At 69.4% G+C, this 22,293-nt stretch carries 24 protein-coding genes; 18 read left to right on the top strand and 6 right to left on the bottom strand.

What is annotated here, in order from left to right:
• Positions 1 to 19: 19 nt before the first annotated feature.
• The 4 genes from ASE43_RS06390 to ASE43_RS06380 are packed head-to-tail and all read left to right on the top strand — an operon-like array spanning position 20 to position 4,453.
• On the top strand, positions 20 to 1,822 hold the full coding sequence (locus tag ASE43_RS06390; protein WP_057159918.1) for an assimilatory sulfite reductase (NADPH) flavoprotein subunit: 1,803 nt from the start codon (positions 20 to 22) through the stop codon (positions 1,820 to 1,822).
• On the top strand, positions 1,822 to 1,959 hold the full coding sequence (locus tag ASE43_RS21700) for a hypothetical protein (protein ID WP_157499692.1): 138 nt from the start codon (positions 1,822 to 1,824) through the stop codon (positions 1,957 to 1,959). Before ASE43_RS06390 ends, ASE43_RS21700 begins: the two co-directional genes overlap by 1 nt.
• On the top strand, positions 1,956 to 3,710 hold the full coding sequence (gene cysI, locus ASE43_RS06385; protein ID WP_057159917.1) for an assimilatory sulfite reductase (NADPH) hemoprotein subunit: 1,755 nt from the start codon (positions 1,956 to 1,958) through the stop codon (positions 3,708 to 3,710). Before ASE43_RS21700 ends, cysI begins: the two co-directional genes overlap by 4 nt.
• Entirely contained in the window at positions 3,707 to 4,453 is a 747-nt protein-coding gene (locus tag ASE43_RS06380; protein WP_056182894.1) for a phosphoadenylyl-sulfate reductase, read from the top strand. Before cysI ends, ASE43_RS06380 begins: the two co-directional genes overlap by 4 nt.
• 234 nt (positions 4,454 to 4,687) lie before the next feature.
• Here ASE43_RS06380 and ASE43_RS06375 read toward each other — a convergent pair whose 3' ends face one another.
• Positions 4,688 to 5,671 (bottom strand): LysR family transcriptional regulator, encoded by a 984-nt coding sequence (locus ASE43_RS06375; RefSeq protein ID WP_056182892.1) that lies wholly within the window; start codon positions 5,669 to 5,671, stop codon positions 4,688 to 4,690.
• 286 nt (positions 5,672 to 5,957) lie between these two features.
• Between ASE43_RS06375 and cysG the strand changes: the two genes are divergently transcribed.
• The 7 genes from cysG (at position 5,958) to ASE43_RS06340 (ending at position 11,972) form a co-directional block, all read left to right on the top strand.
• Entirely contained in the window at positions 5,958 to 7,385 is a 1,428-nt protein-coding gene (gene cysG / locus ASE43_RS06370) for a siroheme synthase CysG (protein ID WP_056182888.1), read from the top strand.
• Positions 7,386 to 7,421: 36 nt separating this feature from the next.
• The gene (gene cysK, locus ASE43_RS06365) at positions 7,422 to 8,402 is read left to right on the top strand and encodes a cysteine synthase A (protein WP_057159916.1); all 981 of its coding nucleotides are present in this window, start codon (positions 7,422 to 7,424) and stop codon (positions 8,400 to 8,402) included.
• 154 nt (positions 8,403 to 8,556) lie between these two features.
• Positions 8,557 to 9,573: a phosphotransferase gene (locus ASE43_RS06360; RefSeq protein WP_057159915.1), complete on the top strand. Its 1,017-nt coding sequence runs from the start codon at positions 8,557 to 8,559 to the stop codon at positions 9,571 to 9,573.
• Positions 9,570 to 10,268, top strand: coding sequence for an N-acetylmuramate alpha-1-phosphate uridylyltransferase MurU (murU, locus tag ASE43_RS06355; RefSeq protein WP_056182876.1), 699 nt, complete (start codon positions 9,570 to 9,572; stop codon positions 10,266 to 10,268). Before ASE43_RS06360 ends, murU begins: the two co-directional genes overlap by 4 nt.
• A 42-nt stretch (positions 10,269 to 10,310) precedes the next feature.
• Positions 10,311 to 10,862, top strand: coding sequence for an RNA 2'-phosphotransferase (locus tag ASE43_RS06350; protein WP_057159955.1), 552 nt, complete (start codon positions 10,311 to 10,313; stop codon positions 10,860 to 10,862).
• 43 nt (positions 10,863 to 10,905) lie between these two features.
• The gene (gene bluB / locus ASE43_RS06345; RefSeq protein ID WP_057159914.1) at positions 10,906 to 11,634 is read left to right on the top strand and encodes a 5,6-dimethylbenzimidazole synthase; all 729 of its coding nucleotides are present in this window, start codon (positions 10,906 to 10,908) and stop codon (positions 11,632 to 11,634) included.
• 80 nt (positions 11,635 to 11,714) lie between these two features.
• The gene (locus ASE43_RS06340; protein ID WP_057159913.1) at positions 11,715 to 11,972 is read left to right on the top strand and encodes a hypothetical protein; all 258 of its coding nucleotides are present in this window, start codon (positions 11,715 to 11,717) and stop codon (positions 11,970 to 11,972) included.
• Between the two features lie 382 nt (positions 11,973 to 12,354).
• On the opposite strand, the gene ASE43_RS06335 is transcribed toward ASE43_RS06340, so the two are convergent.
• The 4 genes from ASE43_RS06335 to ASE43_RS06320 all read right to left on the bottom strand — a co-directional run bounded on the left by ASE43_RS06335 (position 12,355) and on the right by ASE43_RS06320 (position 15,864).
• A complete protein-coding gene (locus tag ASE43_RS06335) occupies positions 12,355 to 12,696 on the bottom strand; it encodes a hypothetical protein (protein WP_157499691.1) in 342 nt (113 codons plus the stop codon).
• Positions 12,697 to 12,822: 126 nt separating this feature from the next.
• Positions 12,823 to 13,518 (bottom strand): DnaA regulatory inactivator Hda, encoded by a 696-nt coding sequence (gene hda, locus ASE43_RS06330; RefSeq protein ID WP_057159911.1) that lies wholly within the window; start codon positions 13,516 to 13,518, stop codon positions 12,823 to 12,825.
• 45 nt (positions 13,519 to 13,563) lie between these two features.
• Positions 13,564 to 14,715, bottom strand: coding sequence for an AI-2E family transporter (locus ASE43_RS06325; protein ID WP_057159909.1), 1,152 nt, complete (start codon positions 14,713 to 14,715; stop codon positions 13,564 to 13,566).
• 75 nt (positions 14,716 to 14,790) lie between these two features.
• On the bottom strand, positions 14,791 to 15,864 hold the full coding sequence (locus ASE43_RS06320; RefSeq protein ID WP_056182862.1) for a DUF2066 domain-containing protein: 1,074 nt from the start codon (positions 15,862 to 15,864) through the stop codon (positions 14,791 to 14,793).
• A gap of 159 nt (positions 15,865 to 16,023) precedes the next feature.
• Between ASE43_RS06320 and purM the strand changes: the two genes are divergently transcribed.
• The 7 genes from purM to ASE43_RS06285 all read left to right on the top strand — a co-directional run bounded on the left by purM (position 16,024) and on the right by ASE43_RS06285 (position 21,031).
• Positions 16,024 to 17,052 carry a phosphoribosylformylglycinamidine cyclo-ligase gene (gene purM / locus ASE43_RS06315; RefSeq protein ID WP_200956239.1) on the top strand — a complete coding sequence of 343 codons (1,029 nt, stop codon included), beginning with the start codon at positions 16,024 to 16,026 and terminating at the stop codon, positions 17,050 to 17,052.
• 108 nt (positions 17,053 to 17,160) lie between these two features.
• A complete protein-coding gene (locus ASE43_RS06310) occupies positions 17,161 to 17,769 on the top strand; it encodes a DUF2238 domain-containing protein (protein WP_057159905.1) in 609 nt (202 codons plus the stop codon).
• Positions 17,766 to 18,242: a hypothetical protein gene (locus ASE43_RS06305; protein WP_057159903.1), complete on the top strand. Its 477-nt coding sequence runs from the start codon at positions 17,766 to 17,768 to the stop codon at positions 18,240 to 18,242. The genes ASE43_RS06310 and ASE43_RS06305 overlap by 4 nt, the downstream gene beginning before the upstream one ends.
• A 118-nt stretch (positions 18,243 to 18,360) precedes the next feature.
• Complete coding sequence (locus ASE43_RS06300; RefSeq protein WP_057159902.1) at positions 18,361 to 18,768, top strand: DUF4259 domain-containing protein; 408 nt, start codon at positions 18,361 to 18,363, stop codon at positions 18,766 to 18,768.
• A 94-nt stretch (positions 18,769 to 18,862) separates the two neighbouring features.
• Positions 18,863 to 19,525, top strand: a complete 663-nt coding sequence (gene purN, locus ASE43_RS06295) for a phosphoribosylglycinamide formyltransferase (RefSeq protein ID WP_057159900.1) — start codon at positions 18,863 to 18,865, stop codon at positions 19,523 to 19,525.
• Between the two features lie 94 nt (positions 19,526 to 19,619).
• On the top strand, positions 19,620 to 20,333 hold the full coding sequence (locus ASE43_RS06290) for a DUF3108 domain-containing protein (RefSeq protein WP_157499690.1): 714 nt from the start codon (positions 19,620 to 19,622) through the stop codon (positions 20,331 to 20,333).
• On the top strand, positions 20,333 to 21,031 hold the full coding sequence (locus tag ASE43_RS06285) for a DUF3108 domain-containing protein (RefSeq protein ID WP_057159898.1): 699 nt from the start codon (positions 20,333 to 20,335) through the stop codon (positions 21,029 to 21,031). The genes ASE43_RS06290 and ASE43_RS06285 overlap by 1 nt, the downstream gene beginning before the upstream one ends.
• A 494-nt stretch (positions 21,032 to 21,525) precedes the next feature.
• Here ASE43_RS06285 and ASE43_RS22105 read toward each other — a convergent pair.
• Positions 21,526 to 22,293: RHS repeat-associated core domain-containing protein (locus ASE43_RS22105; protein WP_304438406.1), on the bottom strand; the 768-nt coding region annotated here is incomplete at its 5' end.

The following is a 22,293-nucleotide window of genomic DNA, read 5'->3' as shown; positions in this document are numbered from 1 at the left end:
CCCGAGCCCGCCCTCCGCCATGCCCGCGCCCGCGCTACTTGCCACGCCGCTCACCGAGGACCGGCTGTCCGCGCTGCTGCGTCTGACCGACGACCTCGACCGCGACGGTCTGTGGTGGCTGTCCGGCTACGCCGCCGGACTGGCCGCGCGCACCGCCGGCGGCGCCCTGGCGCCGGTCCCGCTGGCGCCCGAGGCGCGCAGCGGCGAACGCCTGACCGTGGTCTACGGCAGCCAGACCGGCAACGCCAAGCGCCTGGCCGAGCAGCTCGCGGCCCAGGCCGAGCAGGCCGGCCTGGCGGTGCGCCTGCTGCGCGCCGACGCCTACCCGACCCGTGAGCTCAAGAACGAACGCCACCTCTACCTGGTGGTGAGCACCCAGGGCGACGGCGACCCGCCCGACGACGCCCGCGGCCTGGTCGAGTTCATCGCCGGCAAGCGCGCGCCCGAGCTCAAGCAGCTGCACTACGCCGTGCTCGGCCTGGGCGACTCCAGCTATCCGCAGTTCTGCGCGATCGGCGCCAAGCTCGACGAGCGCCTGGCCGAACTCGGCGCGACCCGCCTGCTCGCGCGCGGCGACGCCGATCTGGACTTCGAAACGGTATCCACGCCCTGGCTGCAGCAGGCCCTGAGCGCGGCCAAGGACGCGCTCAAGCCGAGCGCGCCGCTGGCCACCGTCACCCCGCTGCGTCCGCTGCCGACCGCGCCGGCCTACACCCGCGAATCCCCGTTCGCGGCCGAGCTGCTGGTCAACCAGCGCCTGACCGTGGGCGGCAGCGACAAGGATGTGCGCCATATCGAACTGTCTCTGGAAGGCTCGGGCCTGAGCTACGCGCCCGGCGATGCGCTGGGCCTGTGGCCGCGCAACCCGCCGGCCCTGGTCGAGGCGGTACTGCGCACGCTGGAACTGGACGGCGACAGCGACGTCGAACACGGCGGCCAACGCCTGCCGCTGCGGCAGTGGCTGGGCGAGAAGCGCGAGCTGACCAAGCTGGCGCGCCCGTTCGTGGCCAGCCACGCCGCGCATGCGCGCAGCGACGAACTCAACCGCCTGCTGGCGCCGGACAACGCGGCCGCGTTCGCCCGCCTGCTCGCCGACACCCAGGTCATCGACCTGCTGCAGCGCTACGACGGCGCCTGGTCGGGCGAGGAGCTGGTGGCGGCGCTGCGCCCGCTCACGCCGCGCCTGTACTCGATCGCCTCCAGCCAGAAGCTGGTCGGCGACGAGGTCCACCTGACCGTGGCCCACGTCGAATACGCCAGCGCCGGCGGCACGCGCTGGGGCGCGGCCTCGCACCTGCTCGCGCGCACCGAGGAAGGCGCGCGCCTGCCGGTGTTCGTCGAACACAACGAGCGCTTCCGCCTGCCGCGCGACGGCGCCCGCGACGTGATCATGATCGGCCCCGGCACCGGCGTCGCGCCGTTCCGCGGCTTCGTCCAGGAGCGCGCCGCCGACGGCGCCAGCGGCCGCAACTGGCTGCTGTTCGGCAATCCGCATTTCCGCAGCGACTTCCTCTACCAGACCGAATGGCAGGCGGCGCTGAAGTCGGGTCAGCTGCAGCGCCTGGACCTGGCGTTCTCGCGCGACCAGGCCCACAAGATCTATGTGCAGGACCGCCTGCGTCAGGCCGGCCGCGATCTCTACGACTGGCTCGAAGGCGGCGCCCATCTGTACGTCTGCGGCGACGCCACCCGCATGGCGCGCGATGTGCACGCCGCCTTGCTGGCGGCGATCGCCGAACACGGCGGCAAGAGCGCCGAGGACGCCGAGGACTACCTCAACGCGCTGCAGCAGCAGGGCCGCTACGCCCGGGACGTGTACTGATGGCCGCGCTCGACCACAACGGGTTTGCCCCGGCGGATCGGATGCAGCGCGCGTATCGCCATGGACGCGCCGCAGAGCGCGCGATGGCGGTGACAGCGCGCGCTGCATTCGGCCTGCTCGCGGAGGCGCGGGCATGAGCGCGCATTCGGTCGAAGACATCAAGCGCTCCAGCGCGCGCCTGCGCGGCAGCCTGCTGGAGAGCCTGGCCGACCCTGTCACCGGCAGCCTGCGCGAGGACGATCAGACCCTGATCAAGTACCACGGCAGCTACCAGCAGGACGATCGCGACATCCGCGACGAGCGCCGCCTGGCCAAGCTGGAGCCGGCCTACAGCTTCATGATCCGCACCCGCACCCCGGGCGGCGTGGTCACCCCGGCGCAGTGGCTGAAGCTGGATGCGATCGCCACCACCTACGCCGAGCGTGGCCTGCGCATCACCACCCGCCAGGCGTTCCAGTTCCACGGCGTGATCAAGACCGAACTCAAGCCGACCATGCAGGCGATCAACGCCACGCTGATCGACACCCTGGCCGCCTGCGGCGACGTCAACCGCAACGTCGCGGTGGCCGCCAACCCGCTGCGCTCGCACACGCACGCGGCCGTGTACGCCCAGGCCGCGGCGCTGTCCGAACACCTGCTGCCCAACACCCGCGCCTACTACGAGATCTGGCTGGACGAAGAACGCGTGGCCGGCAGCGGCGGCGAAGAAGAGCCGATCTACGGCAACGTCTACCTGCCGCGCAAGTTCAAGATCGGCTTCGCGGTGCCGCCCTACAACGACGTCGACGTGTTCGCCCAGGACCTGGGCTACATCGCCGTGCTCGACCAAGCCGGCGAACTGCTGGGCTACAACGTCAGCGTCGGCGGCGGCATGGGCGCGACCCATGGCGATCCCGAGACCTACCCACGCCTGGGCAACGTGATCGGCTTCGTCACGCCCGAGCAGGTGATCGCGGTCGGCGAGGCGGTGGTCACCGCCCAGCGCGACCACGGCAACCGCGCCGTGCGCAAGCGCGCGCGCCTGAAGTACACCATCGACGACCATGGGCTGGACTGGTTCCAGGCCGAAGTCGAACGCCGCGCCGGGTTCCCTCTCCTCCCGGCGCGGCCGTTCGCCTTCGCCCACAACGGCGACCGCTTCGGTTGGGTCGAGGGCGAGGACGGGCGCGCGCATCTGACCCTGCGCATTCCGGCCGGCCGCATCGTCGATGGCGAGTCCGCCGACGGTTCGCAGGTGCGCCACCTCAGCGGGCTGCGCGAGCTCGCGCAGTTGCTGAGCGCGCAGCAAGACGGCGCGGGCGCGGAATTCCGCATGACCCCGAACCAGAACCTGACCGTGGCCGGCATCGCGCCGGCGCTGCGCGCGCGCGTCGATGCGCTGATCGCGGAATACGGCCTGGACGGCTACCGCGACGCCAGCCCGCTGCGCCGCAACGCCCTGGCCTGCGTGGCCCTGCCGACCTGCGGCCTGGCCATGGCCGAGGCCGAACGCTATCTGCCGGAACTGATCGGCAAGGTCGAAGGCCTGCTTCAGAACCACGGCATCGGCGATGCCCCGATCCACCTGCGTATCAGCGGCTGCCCGAACGGCTGCTCGCGCCCCTACCTGGGCGAAATCGCCTTGGTCGGCAAGGCGCCCGGCCGCTACAACCTGATGCTGGGCGCCGATCACCGCGGCCAGCGCCTCAACACCCTGTACCGCGAAAACATCGCCGAACCCGAGATCCTGGCTGCGCTGGATCCGTTGTTCGCCGACTACGCCGCGCAGCGCCAGGCCGAGGAAGGCTTCGGCGACTACCTGCTGCGCAGCGAAACCGTCGCCATTCCGCCCCACGCCATCCGTCCCAGCATTCCGATCGCCGTCGTCGCCACCGAGGTCCGCGCATGAGCCCGCCCGATCCCATCACCGCCGCCGAATCGCCGCGCGCGCTGGCCGATCTCAACCGCTGGCTGGAAGGTCTGAGCGCACAGGATCGTGTGGCCTGGGCCTTGGAGAACACCGCCGGCGAACACGCGCTGTCGTCCAGCTTCGGCGCGCAGGCCGCGGTCTCGCTGCACATGGTCACGCGCCAGGCGCCGAAAATTCCGGTGGTCCTGATCGACACCGGCTATCTGTTCCCGGAGACCTACCGCTTCATCGACGAGATGAGCACGCGCCTGGACCTCAACCTCAAGGTCTATCGGCCGCAGATCGGCATCGCCTGGATGGAAGCGCGCATGGGCAAGATCTGGGAACAGGGCGTGGACGGGATCGAACGCTACAACCGCCTGCGCAAGGTCGAGCCGATGCAGCGCGCCTTGAACGAACTCGGCGTGCGCACCTGGATCGCCGGCCTGCGCCGCAGCCAGTCCAGTACCCGCGCCAATCTCGACTTCCTGAGCCTGCGCGACGGCCGCTGGAAACTGCATCCGCTGGCCGATTGGAACGACCGCGACGTCTGGCAGTACCTGCAGGCGCACGACCTGCCCTATCACCCGCTGTGGCACGACGGCTATGTGTCGATCGGCGACGTCCACACCACCAGCAAACTCGAGGACGGCATGCGCGAGGAAGACACGCGCTTCTTCGGGCTCAAGCGCGAGTGCGGGCTGCACTTCGACGATGAAGGCGCGGCCGAGCAGGCGGCTTGAGGCGCGCTTGCGCAGAAGCAAATCCCCCCTACCCCCCTTTTTCAAAGGGGGAACTCCGACGGAAGGAAGGGGGGAACTTCGATGGAAGGACACCGTAATTCCACGCTTGCATGCACGCTGCCTCCCCCTTTGAAAAAGGGGGATTGAGGGGGATTTTCTTTTCGCTCCATTCGTCCGAACGAAGCCGATGCACAGCGCCTGCGACGATCTCGCGAGCCAGCCCGAACGCTGCGCTCAGACCGCAGCCGTACGCATCAACTCTTCCCAACTGGGCGCGCGCGGCCATTGCGCCTCGAGGTTGCCCTCCAGCACGCGCCGCAGATCGCGGCGGTCGATCTGCGGGGCCAGGCCGTGCAGCAGTTCCAGCGCGTAGTCGCGCAGCACGCGCGCGCGCGGGATCACCGCCCAGGTCACGCATTCGGGCAGCGCATCGGGCGCGGTCAGCGCCTTGAGGTCTTCGTCGCGGCCGGTCACCGCCATTTCGGCGAGCACGCCCACGCCGAGGCCGGCGCGGACATAGGTCTTGATCAGGTCGGCGTCGCGCGCGGTCATCGCCAGCTGCGGCTCGACCCCGCCGGCGGCGAAGGCGCGGCGCAGCGAGGATTCCGGACGCGTCGAGGACTCGTAGCTGATCAGCGGATGCGCGGCCAGTTCGGCCAGCGTGGGCGCGCGCTTGAGCGAGGCCAGCGCATGCGTGCGCGGCACCAGCACCACCCGGCGCCAGCGGAACAGCGGCACCGCCAAGCCGCCTTCGGGCGCGGCGCCGGCGGTGCTGATCACCGCCAGGTCGGCATTGCCGTGCGACAGGTGCTCCAGCACCTCGCCGTCGGCGGTCGCCTGCAGATGCACGCTGACCTGCGGGAAACCGCGCTTCACGTTCGCGATCACCGGCGGCAGCACGTAGCGCGCCTGGGTGTGGGTGGTGGCCAGGACCAGGCGGCCGGCGTGCTGGCCGCGCTCGTTGGCGGCGTAGGCGCGGATGTTGCCGGCCTCGTCGAGGATGCGGCGCGCATGCGCGAGCACGCGCTCGCCGGCCGGCGCGATCGCTTCCAGGCTGCGGCCCTTGCGCACGAACAACTGGAAGCCCAGTTCGTCCTCCAGCTGTTTGAGCTGCTTGGACAAACCGGGCTGAGTGGCGTGCACGCGCTCGGCGGCCAGGGTGATGTTGAGGCCGGAGTCGGCGATCGCGACGAGGTAGCGCAACTGGGTGAGAGTCATAACGGCGGAATCCGGAACAGGGAGACGAGAGGACGGCGGCAGGCGACGGCGCGGCAACACCCGGGCATCCGGCACGACATCGTGTCCACGTTTATCTCTCTATACGGATAGAAGGATTTATAGCCTAAGCCGGCCCGCGGCCGCTGTCCAGTAGTGTCCGCCCGGCGGCGGCCCCGCGCTCATGCCGTTAGGGCATGGGCACAGGCGGGGGCGTCATTTCCCCCGCCGGGCCGGGGTTTGTAGGTTCGCCTCAACGTCTTCGGCCCTGCGCGCCCCGCCACTGAACATGAGTACCGGTCTTTTCCCCCTGTTCGCCGCCCTGCGCGGCCGCGCCGTTCTCGTGGTGGGCGGCGGCGCGGTCGCGCAGCGCAAGGTCGAGGCCTTGCTGGAGGCCGGGGCGCAGGTCCGGGTCGGCGCGCCCGCGTTGCAGCCTTCGCTGGTCCAGTTGGCCGAACAGGGCCGCATCCGCCATCTGCGCGGCGAGTTCGCCGACCGCTGGCTGGACGAGGTCTGGCTGGCGATCGCGGCCACCGACGATGCGCAGGTCAACCGCGCCGTCGCCGCCGCCGGCGAAGCGCGGCGGGTCTGGGTCAACGTCGTCGACGATGCCGAGGCGTCCAGCTTCCACGTGCCCGCGCGCATCGAGCGCGGCCCGTTGCAGATCGCGATCTCCAGCGGCGGCGGCGCGCCCATGCTGGCGCGCCATCTGCGCGAACGCCTGGAAACCCAGCTCGATCCCTCGCTGGGCGAACTGGCCGAATTATTGGGGCGCGAACGCCTGCGCATCCGCGCGCATTACCCCGACCTGGGCGCGCGGCGGCGCTTCTTCGACCGTCTGCTCGACGGCCCACTGCCGGCGCTGCTGCGCCAACGCCGCCATCGCGCCGCCGAACGCGCGTTCGCGCAAGCCCTGGAAACGCGTGAACCGCGCACCCCGCGCGGCTCGGTGGTGCTGGTCGGCGCGGGCCCCGGCGATCCGGGCCTGCTGACCCTGCGCGGCCTGCGCGCGCTCAACGAAGCCGACGTGATCCTGCACGACCGCCTGGTCAGCGCCGAGGTGCTGCGACTGGCGCGGCGCGACGCCGAACGCATCGAAGTCGGCAAGCAGGCCGGCGACCATCACACCACCCAGGACCGCATCCACGAGTTGATGCTGGAACATGCGCGCGCCGGCAAGCGCGTGGTCCGGCTCAAGGGCGGCGACCCGTTCGTGTTCGGGCGTGGCGGCGAGGAAATCGAAGTGCTGCGCGCGCACGGCATCGCCTTTGAAGTGGTGCCCGGCATCACCGCCGCCCTGGCCTGCGCGGCCTACGCCGGCGTGCCGCTCACCCATCGCGAGCACGCCCAGTCGGTGCGCCTGGTGACCGCGCACTGCAAGGACTCCGAGGACGAACTGGACTGGGCCGCGTTGGCGCAGGAACGCCAGACTTTGGCGGTGTACATGGGCGTGGCCGGGTTGGAGCGCCTGCGCGATCGTCTGATCGCCCACGGCCGCGCTCCGGGCACGCCGTTCGCGCTGATCGAGAACGGCTCGCGCGCGAACCAGCGCACCGTGGTCGGCACCCTGGCCGAACTGCCCGACGCCGCGCTCGCGCACGACGTGCGCTCGCCGGCGCTGCTGATCCTGGGCGAAGTCGCGGGCCTGGCCGAACGCCTGCACTGGTACGGCGCGGCGCCGCTGCGCCACGCGCCGGCGCTGGCGGCCGCGGCCTGAGTCCGCCCCTCCCTCTTTCCCGAATCAGGACCCGCCATGGCTCTCTACGACAGCATCCTCGACACCATCGGCAACACGCCCATCGTCAAACTGCACCGGATCGCGCCGGCGCATGTCTCGCTGTACGCCAAGGTCGAGTCCTTCAACCCGGGCGGCTCGGTCAAGGACCGCCTGGCCCTGGCGATCGTGCTGGACGCCGAACGCAGCGGCGCGCTCCAGCCCGGCCAGACCATCGTCGAGGCGACCTCCGGCAACACCGGCATCGCCCTGGCCATGGTCGCGGCCGCGCGCGGCTATCCCTTCGTGGCGGTGATGACCGAAACCTTCTCGGTCGAGCGCCGCAAGCTGATGCGCGCCTACGGCGCCAAGGTGATCCTGACCCCGGCCGCCGAGCGCGGCAGCGGCATGGTGCGCAAGGCCGCCGAACTCGCCGCGCAGCACGGCTGGTTCCTGGCCCGCCAGTTCGAGAACCCGGCCAACCCGGCCTACCACCGCAGCACCACCGGCCCGGAAATCCTGCGCGATTTCGCCGGCAAGCGCCTGGACTACTTCGTGACCGGCTGGGGCACCGGCGGCACGCTCAGCGGCGCCGGCCAGGTGCTCAAGCTCGCGCGTCCGGATCTGAGGATCATCGCCTCCGAACCCGCCGGCGCTTCGCTGCTGAGCGGCAAGGACTGGCAGCCGCACAAGATCCAGGGCTGGACCCCGGACTTCGTGCCGGCGGTGCTGGACCGCGGCGTGGCCGACGAGATCCGTCCGGTCGACGACGTGCTCGCGCGCGACACCGCGCGCCGCCTGGCCGCCGAGGAGGGCGTGTTCGTCGGCATCTCCGCCGGCGCCACCGTCGCCGCCGCGCTCCAGGTCGCCGAGCAAGCGCCGGCCGGCAGCGTGCTGCTGGCGATGCTGCCCGACACCGGCGAGCGCTACCTCTCCACCTTCCTGTTCGAAGGCGTGGCCGAAGGCTCCGACGACGAATGGCTGGCCGCGCTGGCGCAGGAAGACAGCGTGGCGGCCTGAGCCCCGCTGCCTGTGGGAGCGGCGTGAGCCGCGATCGCCTTACTCGCGCCTTCCCACAGCGCTCCCCGCGCCCAATCCGCGACCCGCCATTCACCGCGCGCACCGGGGCGTTTACCCTGTGCGCTCGCGGCCCCCTTGGCCGCGCGGAGATCGCATGACCCAGCTTCACGCCGACGAGCGCGCCGACCAGCGCCTCGCCTGGGCCCGCCGCGCCACCGGCGACAGCCGCCTGCAACTGCAGCGCGCCTCGGTCGACGCCGGCTTCCGCAGCTATTGGCGCGCCGCGCCCGACGCGGCCGGCATGCCCGCCAGCGCCATCGTCATGGACTCGCCGCCGACGCTGGAGGACGTACGTCCCTGGCTGCGCATGCGCGCGTTGCTCGAAGACGGCGGCGTACGCGTGCCGCGCGTGCTGGTCGAGGACACCGAACACGGCTTCCTGCTGCTGGAAGACCTGGGCGGCCCGACCCTGGCCCAGATCATCGACGCCGACAGCGCCGACGCGTATTTCGACGCCGCGATCGAACAATTGTTGAAGCTGCAGGCGATCGCGCCGCCCGAGGGCATGGGCGAGTTCGGCGAGGCCCTGCTGCAGCGCGACGCCGGCCTGTTCGAGGAGTGGTTCCTGCGCCGTCATCTGGGCCTGGAACTCGACTGCGACGACAGCGACCGTCTGGAGCTGGTGCAGCGTCGCCTGATGGACAACGCGCTCGCGCAGCGGCAGGTGCTCACCCATCGCGATTTCATGCCGCGCAATCTGATGCCAGTGCAGCCGGGCCCGGCGGTGCTGGACTTCCAGGACTGCGTGCGCGGCCCGGTCGCCTACGACGCGATCAGTCTGTTCAAGGACGCGTTCCTGAGCTGGCCGCTGGACCGCGTCGACGCCTGGCTGGCGCGCTACCACCAGCGCGCCGTCGCCGCGGGCGTGCCGGTGCCGGCGCTGGCGCGCTTCCGTCGCGACGCCGACTGGTTGGGCGTGCAGCGCCACCTCAAGATCCTGGGCATCTTCGCGCGCCTGCATTACCGCGACGGCAAGACCAAGTACCTGCCCGATGCGCCGCGCTTCATCGCCTATCTGGATGAAGTACTGCCGCGCTATCCCGAATTGCAGGCGCTGACGGAGCTGCTGGACACGCGCATCCGTCCGGCGCTGGCGAGGCTCGCGGCATGAAGGCGCTGATCTTCGCGGCGGGACTGGGCGAGCGCATGCGCCCGCTCACCGACACCACGCCCAAACCCTTGCTCGCCGTCGCCGGCAAGCCGCTGATCGAATGGCATCTGGAAAAGCTGGCGGCGTGCGGGGTGTGCGAGGTGGTGGTGAATACCTCCTGGCTGGCCGAGCAGTTCCCGCGCACACTCGGCGACGGCGCACGCTGGGGCCTGCGCATCGTCTATTCCTACGAAGGCACCACGCCGCTGGAAACCGGTGGCGGCATGCTGCATGCCCTGCCCCTGCTCGGCGACGCGCCCTTCCTGCTGGTCAACGGCGACGTCTGGACCGACTTCGACTTCGCGCGCCTGCCGCGCGAGCCCGAGGGACTGGCGCATCTGGTGATGGTCGATCGGCCGCCGCAGGCCACCCAGGGCGATTTCGCGCTGGACGAGGACGGACTGGTGCGCAGCGACGGCGCGCACCGCCTCACTTACGCCGGCCTCGGCGTGTATCGCCCGCAATTGCTGGACGGGTGGCGTGCGCACAGCCGCGATGCCGGCGCCGACGACACTCCGCCGCGCTTCCGTCTGGCGCCGATCCTGCGCGCGCACATGGCCGAGGGCCGCATCCATGGCGAACACCACCGCGGCCGCTGGACCGACGTGGGCACGCCGCAGCGGCTGGCCGAACTGGACGCGGCCCTGCCGGGCTGAGCGCCAGGCATCGTCCGACGAACTGCTAGCATGCGCGGCGATATGACCGACCGACACAAGCCGCTCAGCAAATTCCTCAGCCTGATCCTGCGCCATGAACCCGAGGCCATCGGCCTGCAACTGGACGCGGAAGGCTGGGCCGACGTGGACGAACTCATCGCCAAGGCCGCCGCGCACGGCAAACGCTACGACCGCGAGCTGCTGCGCGAGTTGGTGCGCGACAACGACAAGCAGCGTTTCAAGCTCAGCGACGACGGCGATCGCATACGCGCCAATCAGGGCCATTCGATCGACATCGACCTGGCCCTGACCCCGATCGAGCCGCCGGCCCGGCTGTTCCACGGCACCGCCACTCGCCACGCTGAGGCGATCCGCGCCGAAGGCCTGCGCAAGCAGAGCCGCCAGCACGTGCACCTGTCCGCCGACCGCGATACCGCACTCAAGGTCGGCAGTCGCCACGGACGGCCGGTAGTGCTGCAGGTGCGCGCCGGCGAGATGCACGCACAAGGCGCCGCTTTCTTCCGCGCCGACAACGGCGTGTGGCTGACCGACGCGGTCCCGGCGGAATTCATCGAATGGCCGGCGCAGACATGAGGCCGACGCCCGCAACGCGACGCCACCACAGGAGCATGGGCGCATGAGCGCCGGGCACCGTTTCTCCGACGCTGAACGCGGCGGCGTCTACCGCGCCATCTTCGAGCGCCGCGACGTGCGTTCGCAGTTCTTGCCCGACCCGATTCCCGCGGACGTGCTTGAGCGCCTGCTACGCGCCGCGCACCATGCGCCGTCGGTGGGATTCATGCAGCCCTGGGACTTCATCGTCGTCGAGGATCCGGCGGTCAAGCACGAAGTGAGGGCTCTGCACGCGCAAGCCAATGCGCAGGCCGCGCACAACTACCGCGACGAACGCGCCGAACTTTATCGGCAGCTCAAGCTGGAAGGGATCGTCGAAAGCCCGATCAATCTGTGCATCACCTGCGACCGCGGCCGCGGCGGCGAACATGTGTTGGGTCGCAACACCATGCTGGACGCGGACCTGTTCAGCGCCTGCCTGGCGGTGCAGAACTTGTGGCTGGCCGCGCGCGCGGAGGGCATCGGCGTGGGCTGGGTCAGCATCCTGGAACCCCGCGAACTGGCGCGCGTGCTCGGTCTGCCCGAGGGCGTCGAACCGCTCGCTTACCTGTGTCTGGGCTATGTCAGCCAGTTCCTGGAGCGACCGGAGCTGGAAACGCGCGGTTGGCGCTCGCGCCTGCCGCTGCAGGATCTGGTGCATGCCAATGCCTGGGGCGGTGAGGTGCAGGACCCCGCGCTGCGCAGCGCGCTGCTGGCCGGCGAGCCCGATCGGGACCCGGCTCGCGGCGGTTAGGAGGAGTCCGCCCGCCCCTGCGTCCGCGGGCATCGTTCATTGGGAGCGGATCATGCGTGGAGTCGCCACCGCCTGCCTGCATGTCTTGCTGCTATGCGGCGCCCTCGCAAGCGCTCGAGCGGCCGAAGCCCGAGCCGGGGCGCTGTACGTACTACCTGGGCGACGTGCTGTTCGACGACGACCCGCGCCTGACCGCCGCGCGCCGCGCGCGCCAGCAGCTGGCCTACGGCGGCAACGGCATAGCCCATCCGCAAGGCCGCGCGCGCACGGGCTGGCGCGTGCAGCGCGACATCGTGCTGGGCTTGAACGTGCCGGGGTATGCGCGCTGCGGGCGTTGAGCCATTCGCTCGACGCCCCGTCTTGGGGCTTTGGGGTAGGAGCGGCGTAAGCCGCGACCGCGCCACTGCGACAACGACGCAGGCCGCGACCACCACTTGGTACCCCACTCACGACGCAAGCGAGTCCCGCGATCGCGGCTTACGTCGCTCCCACAGTGGTGGGTGCGTCGCTACGGCGAAACTTTCGATGACCACAACCACAATCGTGCACACAGGCGCGCGCAGCCCTGCTTCCTGTGGGAGCGGCGTGAGCCGCGATTGCGTTAGCGCGGCGACATACACATTCGACGCAAGCCGGTGTCGCGGTCGCGGCTCGCGCCGCTCCTACAGGAAGCAAACCGTGCAGACCTTGCCAGGTGGAGCGCCGTTTCCTGTTATCGCCTTAAGAAATCCAGGCACCCATGTACAGGGCAATAAAGGACGGCGCGGTCGCAACGACCGCGGTCGCGATGCCGGGACGGGTTATGTGGCGCCAGATGCCAACCACGCATGCGCTGACCGCGATGCACGCGATCACTGCCCAGGTTTCATAGCCAATCAGACAGATCGGGCTCACTCGCCCTACGGTCAAAGAAGGTTTGACGATAGCCAGTGCGGTCGACGCGATCAGCAACGCGACTCCAACAGTTGCGAACACAGCCCAGGATTTGCGAGCTGCCACGGTCAAGCCCGCCGACACCAACGCCGGGATATATCCGACAAAGCTCCAGAATTCATACGACACGCAAAGCTCCCGAAACAGGTCGCTCGCCGCCCGATCATCTCGCATGATCGATGCACGTGTTCAAGCCCTGTCCTAAGCATCGCCCATCCGACCGACGTCCGGACAGGTCTGGGTGCTATCCGCGCCTCAACGCTGCTCCAGCGTCTGCTTCAGGAACGGCACCGTGATGCGGCGCTGCGCGGCCAGGGAGGCGCGGTCGAGGCGGTCCAGCAGCGCGGTCAGGCCGGCCAGGTCGCGGTCGACGCGCTTGAGCATCCAATCCAGCGCGGCCTCTTCCAGGACCAGACCGCGGCGTTGCGCGCGCTGGCGCAGCACGTCGGCGCGGCCGTCGTCGTCCAGCGGCGACAGCGCGATGCGCGCGCATTGCGACAGGCGCGAGCGCAGGTCGGGCAGGCTCAGGGCGAGCCCGTCGGGGGCTTCGCGCGCGGCGTAGATCACCGCCGCGCCGGCGGCGCGCGCGCGGTTGTGGGCGTCGAACAGGGCGATCTCGTCCTCGCGCGTGCCGGCGATGACGTCCAGGCCGTCCAGTGCCAGCAGGTCGTTGCCTTCCAGCGCTTCTAGCGCGTCGCGCAGGCGCCCGGCGGCCGCGACCAGCGGCAGGTAGGCGGCGCGGCGTCCGGCGGCTTCGGCGGCGGCGCAGGCGGCGAGCAGCAGGTGGGTCTTGCCGACGCCGGCGGGGCCGGCCAGGTACAGCCAATCGCCGCCGGCCTGCTCGGCCAAGGCGCGCAATTGCGCGATCGCTCCTGCCGGCGCGGCGACGAAGGTGTCGAGTCGCTGGTCCGGCGGGTAGCGCAGCGCCAAAGGCAGCTGCGGCACGCTCATCGCTGCAGGTTCATCGCGGCAGACTCATCGCGGATCGCAGCCGGCTCACTCGGGTTCGCGTTCGGCCGACGCCGGCACGACGAGCGGGCCCGGCTCCAGCAGGATCGACGACGGCGTGCCCGCGTACAAACGGCTGCGGGTGTAGCGCTCCTGCGCGTAACGCAGCAGCACGTTGGCCACCGCCGCCACCGGCAGCGCCAGCAACATGCCCAGGAAACCGAACAACTGGCCGCCGGCGAGCACGGCGAAGATCACCGCGACCGGATGCAGGCCGATGCGGTCGCCGACCAGCTTGGGCGTGAGCCAATAGCCTTCGATCAGTTGGCCGATGCCGAACACGGTGAGTACGCCGGCGACGTACTTCCAGTCGCCGTACTGCACCAGCGCGGCGATGGTGCCCAGGACGATGCCGCTGGCCGGGCCCAGGTAGGGCACGAAGGTCAGCAGGCCGGCGATCAGGCCGATCAGGATGCCCAGGTCCAGGCCCACCGCCCACAGGCCCAGGCCGTACATCACGCCCAGGATCAGCATCACCAGGAACTGGCCGCGCAGGAAGGCGCCGAGCACGTCGCTGGACTCGCGCGCGAGGCGGCCGACGGTGCTCAGGTGGTTGCGCGGCACCAGCGAGGCCACGCGCGCGACCATCAGGTCCCAATCGCGCAGGAAGAAGAAGGTGATGACCGGCAGCAGCGCGATATTGGCGGCCATGCCGACCAGGGCGAAGCCCGAGCGCGACAGATAGCCCAACAGGGTGCTGGCGACGCCGCCGGCGCGCTCCCAGTTGCTGCGCACCAGCTGACTGATGTGCTCCAGATCCAGCCAGGTGGTGATCTCGAATCCGGTACGCATTTCCACCCACGGCAGCGCGGTGTTCATGAACCAGTCGCGGTAGCTGGGCAGCGAGGCGATCAGGGTGGAGATCTGGCGCTCGATCAGCGGCACCAGGATCACCAGCACCAGCAGCACCAGCAAGGCCATGGCGGTGAACACCAGGGTCACGGCGACGTTGCGCGAGCGCCCGGCGCGTTCCAGGCGGTCGACCAGCGGGTCGCCCAGCCAGCCCAGCAGGGCGGCGACCACGAACGGGGTCAGGATCGGCGCCAGCAGCCACAGCAGCCAGCACGCGCCCAGGCCGAGCGCGGCCCATTGCAGGCGGCGCAGGAATTGGGCGATGTCGTGCAGGGGGGTGGTTTCCATCCGCGGATCCTATGGGTTGCGAGCGGGCGGCGCGCCGGTGAACGGCGCGTCGCCATGAGGGCCCAGCCTAGCCGGTCAGCGCAGGCGGTAGACCGGCGGCTGGCCTTCCAGGCCTTCCTGCGCCTCGAGCACGTCGTCGCCCTCGGTCATGCGCTTGAAGCCCTGCAGGCCGGAGATCAGCTCCAGCTCGAACTCGACCCCGCTGGGGCTGGCGCGTACCGGGGTGATCCGGCGCACCACGGCCAGCCGCTGCAGGTAGCCGGACAGGCGGATGAAATCGTCGCTGCTGGTGATGCCGGTGAAGGTCACGCGGTAGTTGCCGGGCGGACCGGCGGCGGTGCCGCGCTTGGCGTAGCGGCGCATCAGGGCGTCGGCGGCGCCGTCCGCACCGCCGGACAAGGCGCGGCGGGCGTCGGCCTCTTCGCTGGTCCAGGTCGACAGCACCTTGCCGCTGTCGACGAAGATCCAGTCGGCCTTCCAGCCGGCCTTGGAGCGGTAGAGCTTGCCGATCAGCTGCATCGGCGGGCTGTAGCGGGCCGAGGCGCGCGCGACCGCGGCGCTGTCGCCGCGCCAGATCGCGCCGACCGCGGCCTGTTCAGCCGCGTTGCCGGTGGGCAGGCCGAGGCGGTAGCCGCGCTCGATCGCGCGGTTCAGGGTCGAGCGAGCGGCGTTGGCCTGGGCCAGGCCGACCAGGCGCGGGCCGCTGCCGTCGTCGATGGCCAGCCACAGCACCGGCTTGGGGCGCGGGGTCGGCCAGACCGGCAAACCCAGCACCGAGGCCAGGCTGTCGACCTGGGATTGGTCGAAATTGACCACCAGGGTGGTGCGGTAGCTGGGCGCCCCGGTCGGGCCCACGCCCTCGTCCTGGCGGTAGTCGTAGCCGGCCACGTAGTCCTTGGCGCGGCGCAGTTCCTGGCCCACGCCCGGGCGCGCGGCCGCGCCGCGGTCGCCGGACAGCTTGCCCAGCACCTGCGCCAGCGCGCGCGCGAAGCCCGCGTTGCGCTCGGCCTCGCCCTGGCCGTTGACCGGCACTTCGGCCGCGTAAACGCCCTCGGCCTTGGCACGATCGCCTTCGACACGCTGCGCCCAGGCGGCAGAGCTCGCCAGCAGCAGGGTCGCGACCAGTAAAACGCGGATTGCCCGAACCATCGCTGTCCCTAGATAGGTGCGTAATGGATGAAATGGTGCCGTAGTGGGGCCGGAACGTCCATTCGCGCGCTCCGCGACTGGTAAAATATCGGGCTTGTCCTCTTACTCGCGCCCGCCGGAGCCGCCGTGACCGCTTCCATCCCCGACGCTCCCACTCCCCTGACCTACCGCGATGCCGGCGTCGATATCGACGCGGGCAATGCCCTGGTCGAACGCATCAAGCCGATGGTCAAGCGCAGCTTCCGTCCCGAAGTCATGGGCGGGCTGGGCGGTTTCGGCGCGCTGTTCGATCTGTCGGGCAAGTACCGCGAGCCGGTGCTGGTCTCGGGCACCGACGGCGTGGGCACCAAGCTCAAGCTGGCCCAGCAGCTCGGCCGCCACGACAGCATCGGCATCGATCTGGTCGGCATGTGCGTGAACGACGTGCTGGTGCAGGGCGCCGAGCCGTTGTTCTTCCTCGACTACTTCGCCACCGGCAAGCTCGACGTGGACACCGCCGCGGCCGTGGTCAGCGGCATCGCCACCGGCTGCGAGCAGTCCGGCTGCGCCCTGATCGGCGGCGAGACCGCCGAGATGCCCGACATGTACCCGCCGGGCGAATACGACCTAGCCGGCTTCACCGTCGGCGCGGTCGAGAAGTCGCAGTTGCTCGACGGCAGCCGCGTGCGCGAGGGCGATCTGCTGATCGGCCTGGCCTCCAGCGGCCCGCATTCCAACGGCTATTCGCTGATCCGTCGCATCTACGACCGCGCCGGCCGTCCGGCCGACACCGACCTGGGCGGGGTCAAGCTGATCGATGCGCTGATGGCGCCGACCCGCCTGTACGTGAAGCCGGTGCTGGAGCTGCTGCGCGCCAACGACGGCGCCCACAAGATCCACGCCATGGCCCACGTCACCGGCGGCGGCCTGACCGAGAACATCATTCGGGTGGTGCCCGACGGCCTAGGCCTGGACATCGACGCCGCGTCCTGGGAACTGCCGCCGGTGTTCCAGTGGCTGCAGCGCGAAGGCGCGGTGACCCAGGAAGAAATGTGGCGCACCTTCAACTGCGGCATCGGCTTCGTGCTGATCGTGGCGCCGGAAGACGCCGCCGAGATCGAAGCCGAGCTGGAGCGCATGGCGCTGGCGAACTGGCGCATCGGCCGGGTGGTCGCGCACGCCGACGGCGAACGCGTGCATATCGGTTGAAGCAGGAGTGAGCTTAGAGGAGAGAGAAGTGAGTAGGAGCAATACCCCTGCGACGCGGGCGCTTTCGCTCGCTGCTCACTACTCCACGCTCACTTCTTGCTCCAAGCCATGAACGCCATCAAGAAGGCGGCGCTGGCCGTGGTCCTGGCCGTGTTCGCGATCAGCTGGATCGCGCCGACCAGCCCTTTCGAGCAGGGCATGCACAGTGTGCTGACCGTGGTCGGCCTGGTCTGGCTGTGGCTGCACAACCGGCGTTGGCCGATGCGCGATAGCCACTTCATCGCGATCTGCGTGTTCATGATCGCCCACTGCGTGGCCGCGCGCTGGCTGTACTCCTACGTGCCCTACGACCGCTGGATCCAGTGGTTGACCGGCGGTTGGTCGCTGGATCGCGCGCTGGGCTTCGAACGCAATCACTTCGACCGCTTGATCCATTTCCTCTACGGCGTGTGCTTCGCGCCGGCGGTGCGCGAGTATTTCCGCCAACGCTGGCCGGCGCTGAGCGCGCGCCAGGCCTTCGTGCTCGCGGTGGCCGCGATCATGTGCACCAGCCTGATCTACGAATGGATCGAATGGGCGATCGCGCTGGGCATGTCGCCGGAAGCGGCCGAGTCCTATAACGGCCAGCAGGGCGATGTCTGGGACGCGCACACCGACATGTTCCTGGCCACCCTGGGCTCGCTTGCGGCCTGGCCGCGCCGCCGCGCCCGCGCATGAACGCCGTCGCGCTGCCGCCGGCCCTGCAGGACTTCGAGCGCCGCGTCGCCGCGGTCGATTGGGATGCCTACGAGCGCCCGCAGTGGAGCGACGCCGCGCAGGTACGCGCGGCGCTGGCCGACGCCCTGCACGCGCACGACCGCGCCAGCAGCGAGCGCGCCTATCACGCCGTGCTGTACGCGGTGGGCAACAACCACGCCGGCACCTACCACGCGATCGCGCTGGCGGTGCTGCCGTTTCTGGGCGAACTGATGCGCCACGGCCAGGGCTGGGCGCGCAGCACGGCGCTGGAGGCCTTCTTCGACCTGGCGCTGTCGTTCGAGCCCGACCGCGACCAGCAGGCGCTGGCGCCCGAGCTGGCGCGCCAGGCGCGCGCCCTGCGCCCGGTGCTGGAAGCCATCGCCGCGCAAGGCGGCGCCGACGCCGTCACCGCCCACGAAGCCCTGCTGGCGCTGGAGCCCGGCGCGGACTGAAAGCGCCGAGAACGCGCGCCACCCCAGGTTTCTTGCGACACTGCGCGCTCGCAGGCGGCTTGGCCGCGCCCGCGCCGACTCACCCACACGGCGTTCGGCCCGCCGTCACGGAGGACGCATGGGCGCTTGGGGCATCGGTTCGTTCGACAACGACCACGCCAGCGATTGGCTGCTGGACCTGATCGAAGGCGAGGATCTCGCGCCGATGCGCGCGGCGATCGCGCAGGTGCTGGCGGAGGACGACTACCTGGATTCGGACCTGGCCGTGGAAGCGCTGGCCGCGATCGAAGTGCTGGCCGCGACCCTGGGCCGGCCCACCGCCGCGATCCAGGACGAGGCCGAATTCCAGGCCTGGCTGGCGCGGCTGCAGTTGCAGGGCGACCCCAGCCTGGTGCCGGAGGCGCTGCGCGCGCTCGAGCGCATCCTGGCCCCGGATTCGGAACTGCGCGAGCTTTGGGAAGAGACCGAGGACTACGAGGACTGGTGCGCGGACGTCGCGCGCCTGCGCTCACACGTGGGCGCCTGAGCGCGACCGTCGCGAGACAGCGCAATCGCGGCCCGAACCGCGCCCAGCGCAGCGGATCGCCTAAAATGCGGGCCCGCTCCCGAATCCCGCCCGCATGCCCCAGCTTCCCCGCATCGCCGTCCTCGCCTCGGGACGCGGCAGCAACCTGCAGGCGGTGCTGGACGCGATCGCCGACGGCCGGCTCGCCGCCGAGGTGGTCGGGGTGTGTTCCGACAAGCCTGGGGCGGCGGCACTGCAACGGGTGCCGGCCGCGCTGCGCTGGAGCGACGATCCGCGCGGCTATGCCTCGCGCGAGGCCTTCGATGCCGCGCTAGGCGACGCGGTCGCGGCCAGCCGGCCGGACTGGGTGCTGTGCGCGGGTTATCTGCGCATCCTCGGCGCCGATTTCGTCCAACGCTTCCGCGGCCGCCTGCTCAACATCCACCCCTCGCTGCTGCCGCTTCATCGCGGCCTGCGCACGCATGCGCGCGCGATCGAGGCCGGCGACCGCGAACACGGCGCCAGCGTGCACTTCGTGATCCCCGAACTCGACGCCGGCGCGGTGATCGCGCAGGCGGTGGTGCCGATCGCCGACGGCGACGACCCCGAGACCCTGGCCGCGCGCGTACTTTCGGTGGAACACCCGCTGCTGCTGGCCACGCTGCAGCTGGCGGTCGCGGGCCGGATTGCTGAACAGGGCGCAACCGTGACCCTGGATGGTCATCCGCTATTTACCCCCCTGCGTTTAGATTCCGCCGGACACACGCTGCAGCCCTGAACCCCGAGCGCGTACGCCCGGTCCAATACGCATACGCGCCCTCCGCCCTACTCGTCCGTCGACGCCCTCGCGCCCCAAGGACCCCGCTCCCGCCATGAAGTCATCGCTGCCCCTGCTCGCCGCCGTCCTGTTCGGCGCGCTGCTCCCCGGACGCGCCTGCGCGCTGGAGCCGTTCGTGGCCGATTACCAGGTCTACAACAGCGGCAAGGTGCTGGGCGACGCGACCATGCAGGTGGTGCCCTCCGGCAGCCATTGGCGCATCGACCTGGATATCCGCGCCGAGCACGGCATGATGGGCCTGGCCGGCGCGGCCGCGCAGCAGAGCACGGTGTTCGACCTGGTCGGCGACACCTACCGCCCGCTCAGCCAGGCGCTGGTGCGCAAGGTGGTGTTCTCCAAGCGCCAGGTGATCGGCATCTACGACTGGAACAAGCGCAGCGCGCGTTGGACCGGCGACGTCAAGGAAAGCCGGCAGAAGCCCATCGCGCTGCAGGACGGCGACATGAGCGGCCTGCTGATCAATCTGGCCGTGATCCGCGACGCCCAGCCCGGCAAGACCCTGGCCTACCGCTTCGTCGATGGCGGCCGCGTGCGCCCGCATCAGTACGTGGTCGCGCAGGAACTGGAAAGCGTGTCGGTCGCCGACATGGGCTACAACGCCATGCGCGTGAACCGGGTCCAAAGCGGCAACGAAGAGACCGTGATCTGGGTCGTGGAAGGCGTTCCGACCCCCGTTCGCATTCTTCAACGCGAAAACGGTCAAGATACCTACGACCTGCGTCTGGTCGAATACCGAGGAGTGAACTGATGGCCCTTACCCCCAAGGTCCCGTCGCCGCGTCCGTCGCCCTGGCTGCTGGCCGGCGCGCTGGCGCTGACCAGCCTGCCCGCGCTCGCGATCAAGCCCTTCAGCGCCGACTACACGGCCAGCTACATGGGCATGCAGGGCAACGGCCGCATGACCCTGGCCGCGGCCGGCCCCGGCCGCTGGAAGTACAGCCTGGAAGTCAGCAGCCCGCTGGCCAACCTCAGCCAGTCGACCGTGTTCGAGGAAAAGGGCGGCCAGTGGCGCCCGATCTCGGGCAGCGACTCGAGCAAGGTGCTGACCCGCAAGCAGGTCAAGAACGCGAACTACGACTGGAACCGCGGCGTGGCCACCTGGACCGGCGACGTCAAGGAGAACCGCGCCGGCCCGATCCCGCTGCTCGCCGGCGACATGGACGCGCTACTGATCAACCTGGCCCTGGTGCGCGACGCCGGCGCCGGCAAGCCCATCAGCTACCGCATGGTCGAGGACGGCCGCGTCAAGCAACTGACCTACACCGTGGCCGGCAAGGAAAGCATCGACATCGGCGGCAAGAGCCAGACCGCGACCAAGCTGATCAGCAGCAACGGCGACAAGCAGACCATCGCCTGGGTCGTCGACGGCATGCCGGTGCCCGCGCGCATCCTGCAGCGCGACAAGGGCCAGGACGCGATCGATCTGCGCGTGCGCGGCGTGCGCTGAGGCGAGCCTGGCTTCACAAAAAAGCCCCGCTTCTGCGGGGCTTTTTTATGCAGGATCGGCCAGTGGAACGATCGATCCCGCACAGGAACACTCGACGCACGCAGCGCTGCACGCAGCGCTGCACGCAATGAAACGTGCCGGCGTGGCTAAGCGGGATTAGCAAAGAGCGGGCCGGTGTCATAGGGCCCTAGCATCTCGGATCTGTCCTGCCTGCGCAGCCAGAAAAATCTGAATCGGATGTCAGGCTAGTGTGGAATTGTGGGTACCCTCAACCTCTATCCTCAACCTCTATCCCTTACTGGAGGGGGCATCGAGCTTCGAGGACATTATTTGCGCTCGCATTCCCAGGTTATGTAACGCCAACTGCCACCGGAGTCCAAGCAACCATCACCCACAAAGAATGAAGCCGCAATAAAAGCAGTTGCTCCAACCATGACAACAACTGTAAGCATTATGAGCCTTCTTTTTGGTTGAGCCATACGCGTTGCCTTCCGTCAATAGGGGTCCGGCAGCCCATACGGCCGGTAATCTTTGCAAACATAGGTACAGGGTATACCCGTGGCCGATTTTGCATTCCTTCTCCCATAGTCATTGGCTAACTGATCGGCCCGAATAGCGGCATCACTATCGCCTTTCCGCTCTTTGTCGTCCTCTTCTCTCCGATCACTTATTTCGCAGGCACGCTGCTCGCCGCACTTCCCACAGCGAGTCGCTTCGCAATTCGCTTTGCAATGGAAATACTTATCGGAATATTTCCAGTTCAACCAGCGCATTTCGAGATAAGCTCTTGCCATTGCAATGGCCGCGCAATTCCGGGCCTGATTGCATTTCTGCTGTTCATGGTAGTCGGGAGGAAACGTCCAAGGGCCGATGCCTTCTAATCCATAAGGATCAATTCGGAGCATTGGATTTGATGACACGTAAGCGTAGGTACTAGTTCCACCCTTCAAACCTATAGGGTCACTCTGCGAATAACGTCCAGTAGCCGGATCGTAATCTCTGAAGTAGTTATAGTTGAGTCCGCTGGTCGCGTCATACCGCTGCCCCGGGAACCGCAAATCGAACACGAAGGCGGTGCCGTTGTTGTCGGGGTCCTGATTCGGCGCGCGGTCGCCGAATACCTCGTTACCTAGCTGCCACGCCCAGACGGATTTCTCCGCCACCGGATCGATCACATTGCGCGGCGTGCCCAGATGGTCGGCTTGGACGTAATGCAGATTGTTCGTGTCGATCACACCAACCGGCAGACCGCCCAGCCAGAT

This window comes from Lysobacter sp. Root983 (genome assembly GCF_001429345.1).
Lineage (GTDB): Bacteria > Pseudomonadota > Gammaproteobacteria > Xanthomonadales > Xanthomonadaceae > Lysobacter.
This window is presented reverse-complemented; position numbering and strand designations above follow the sequence as displayed.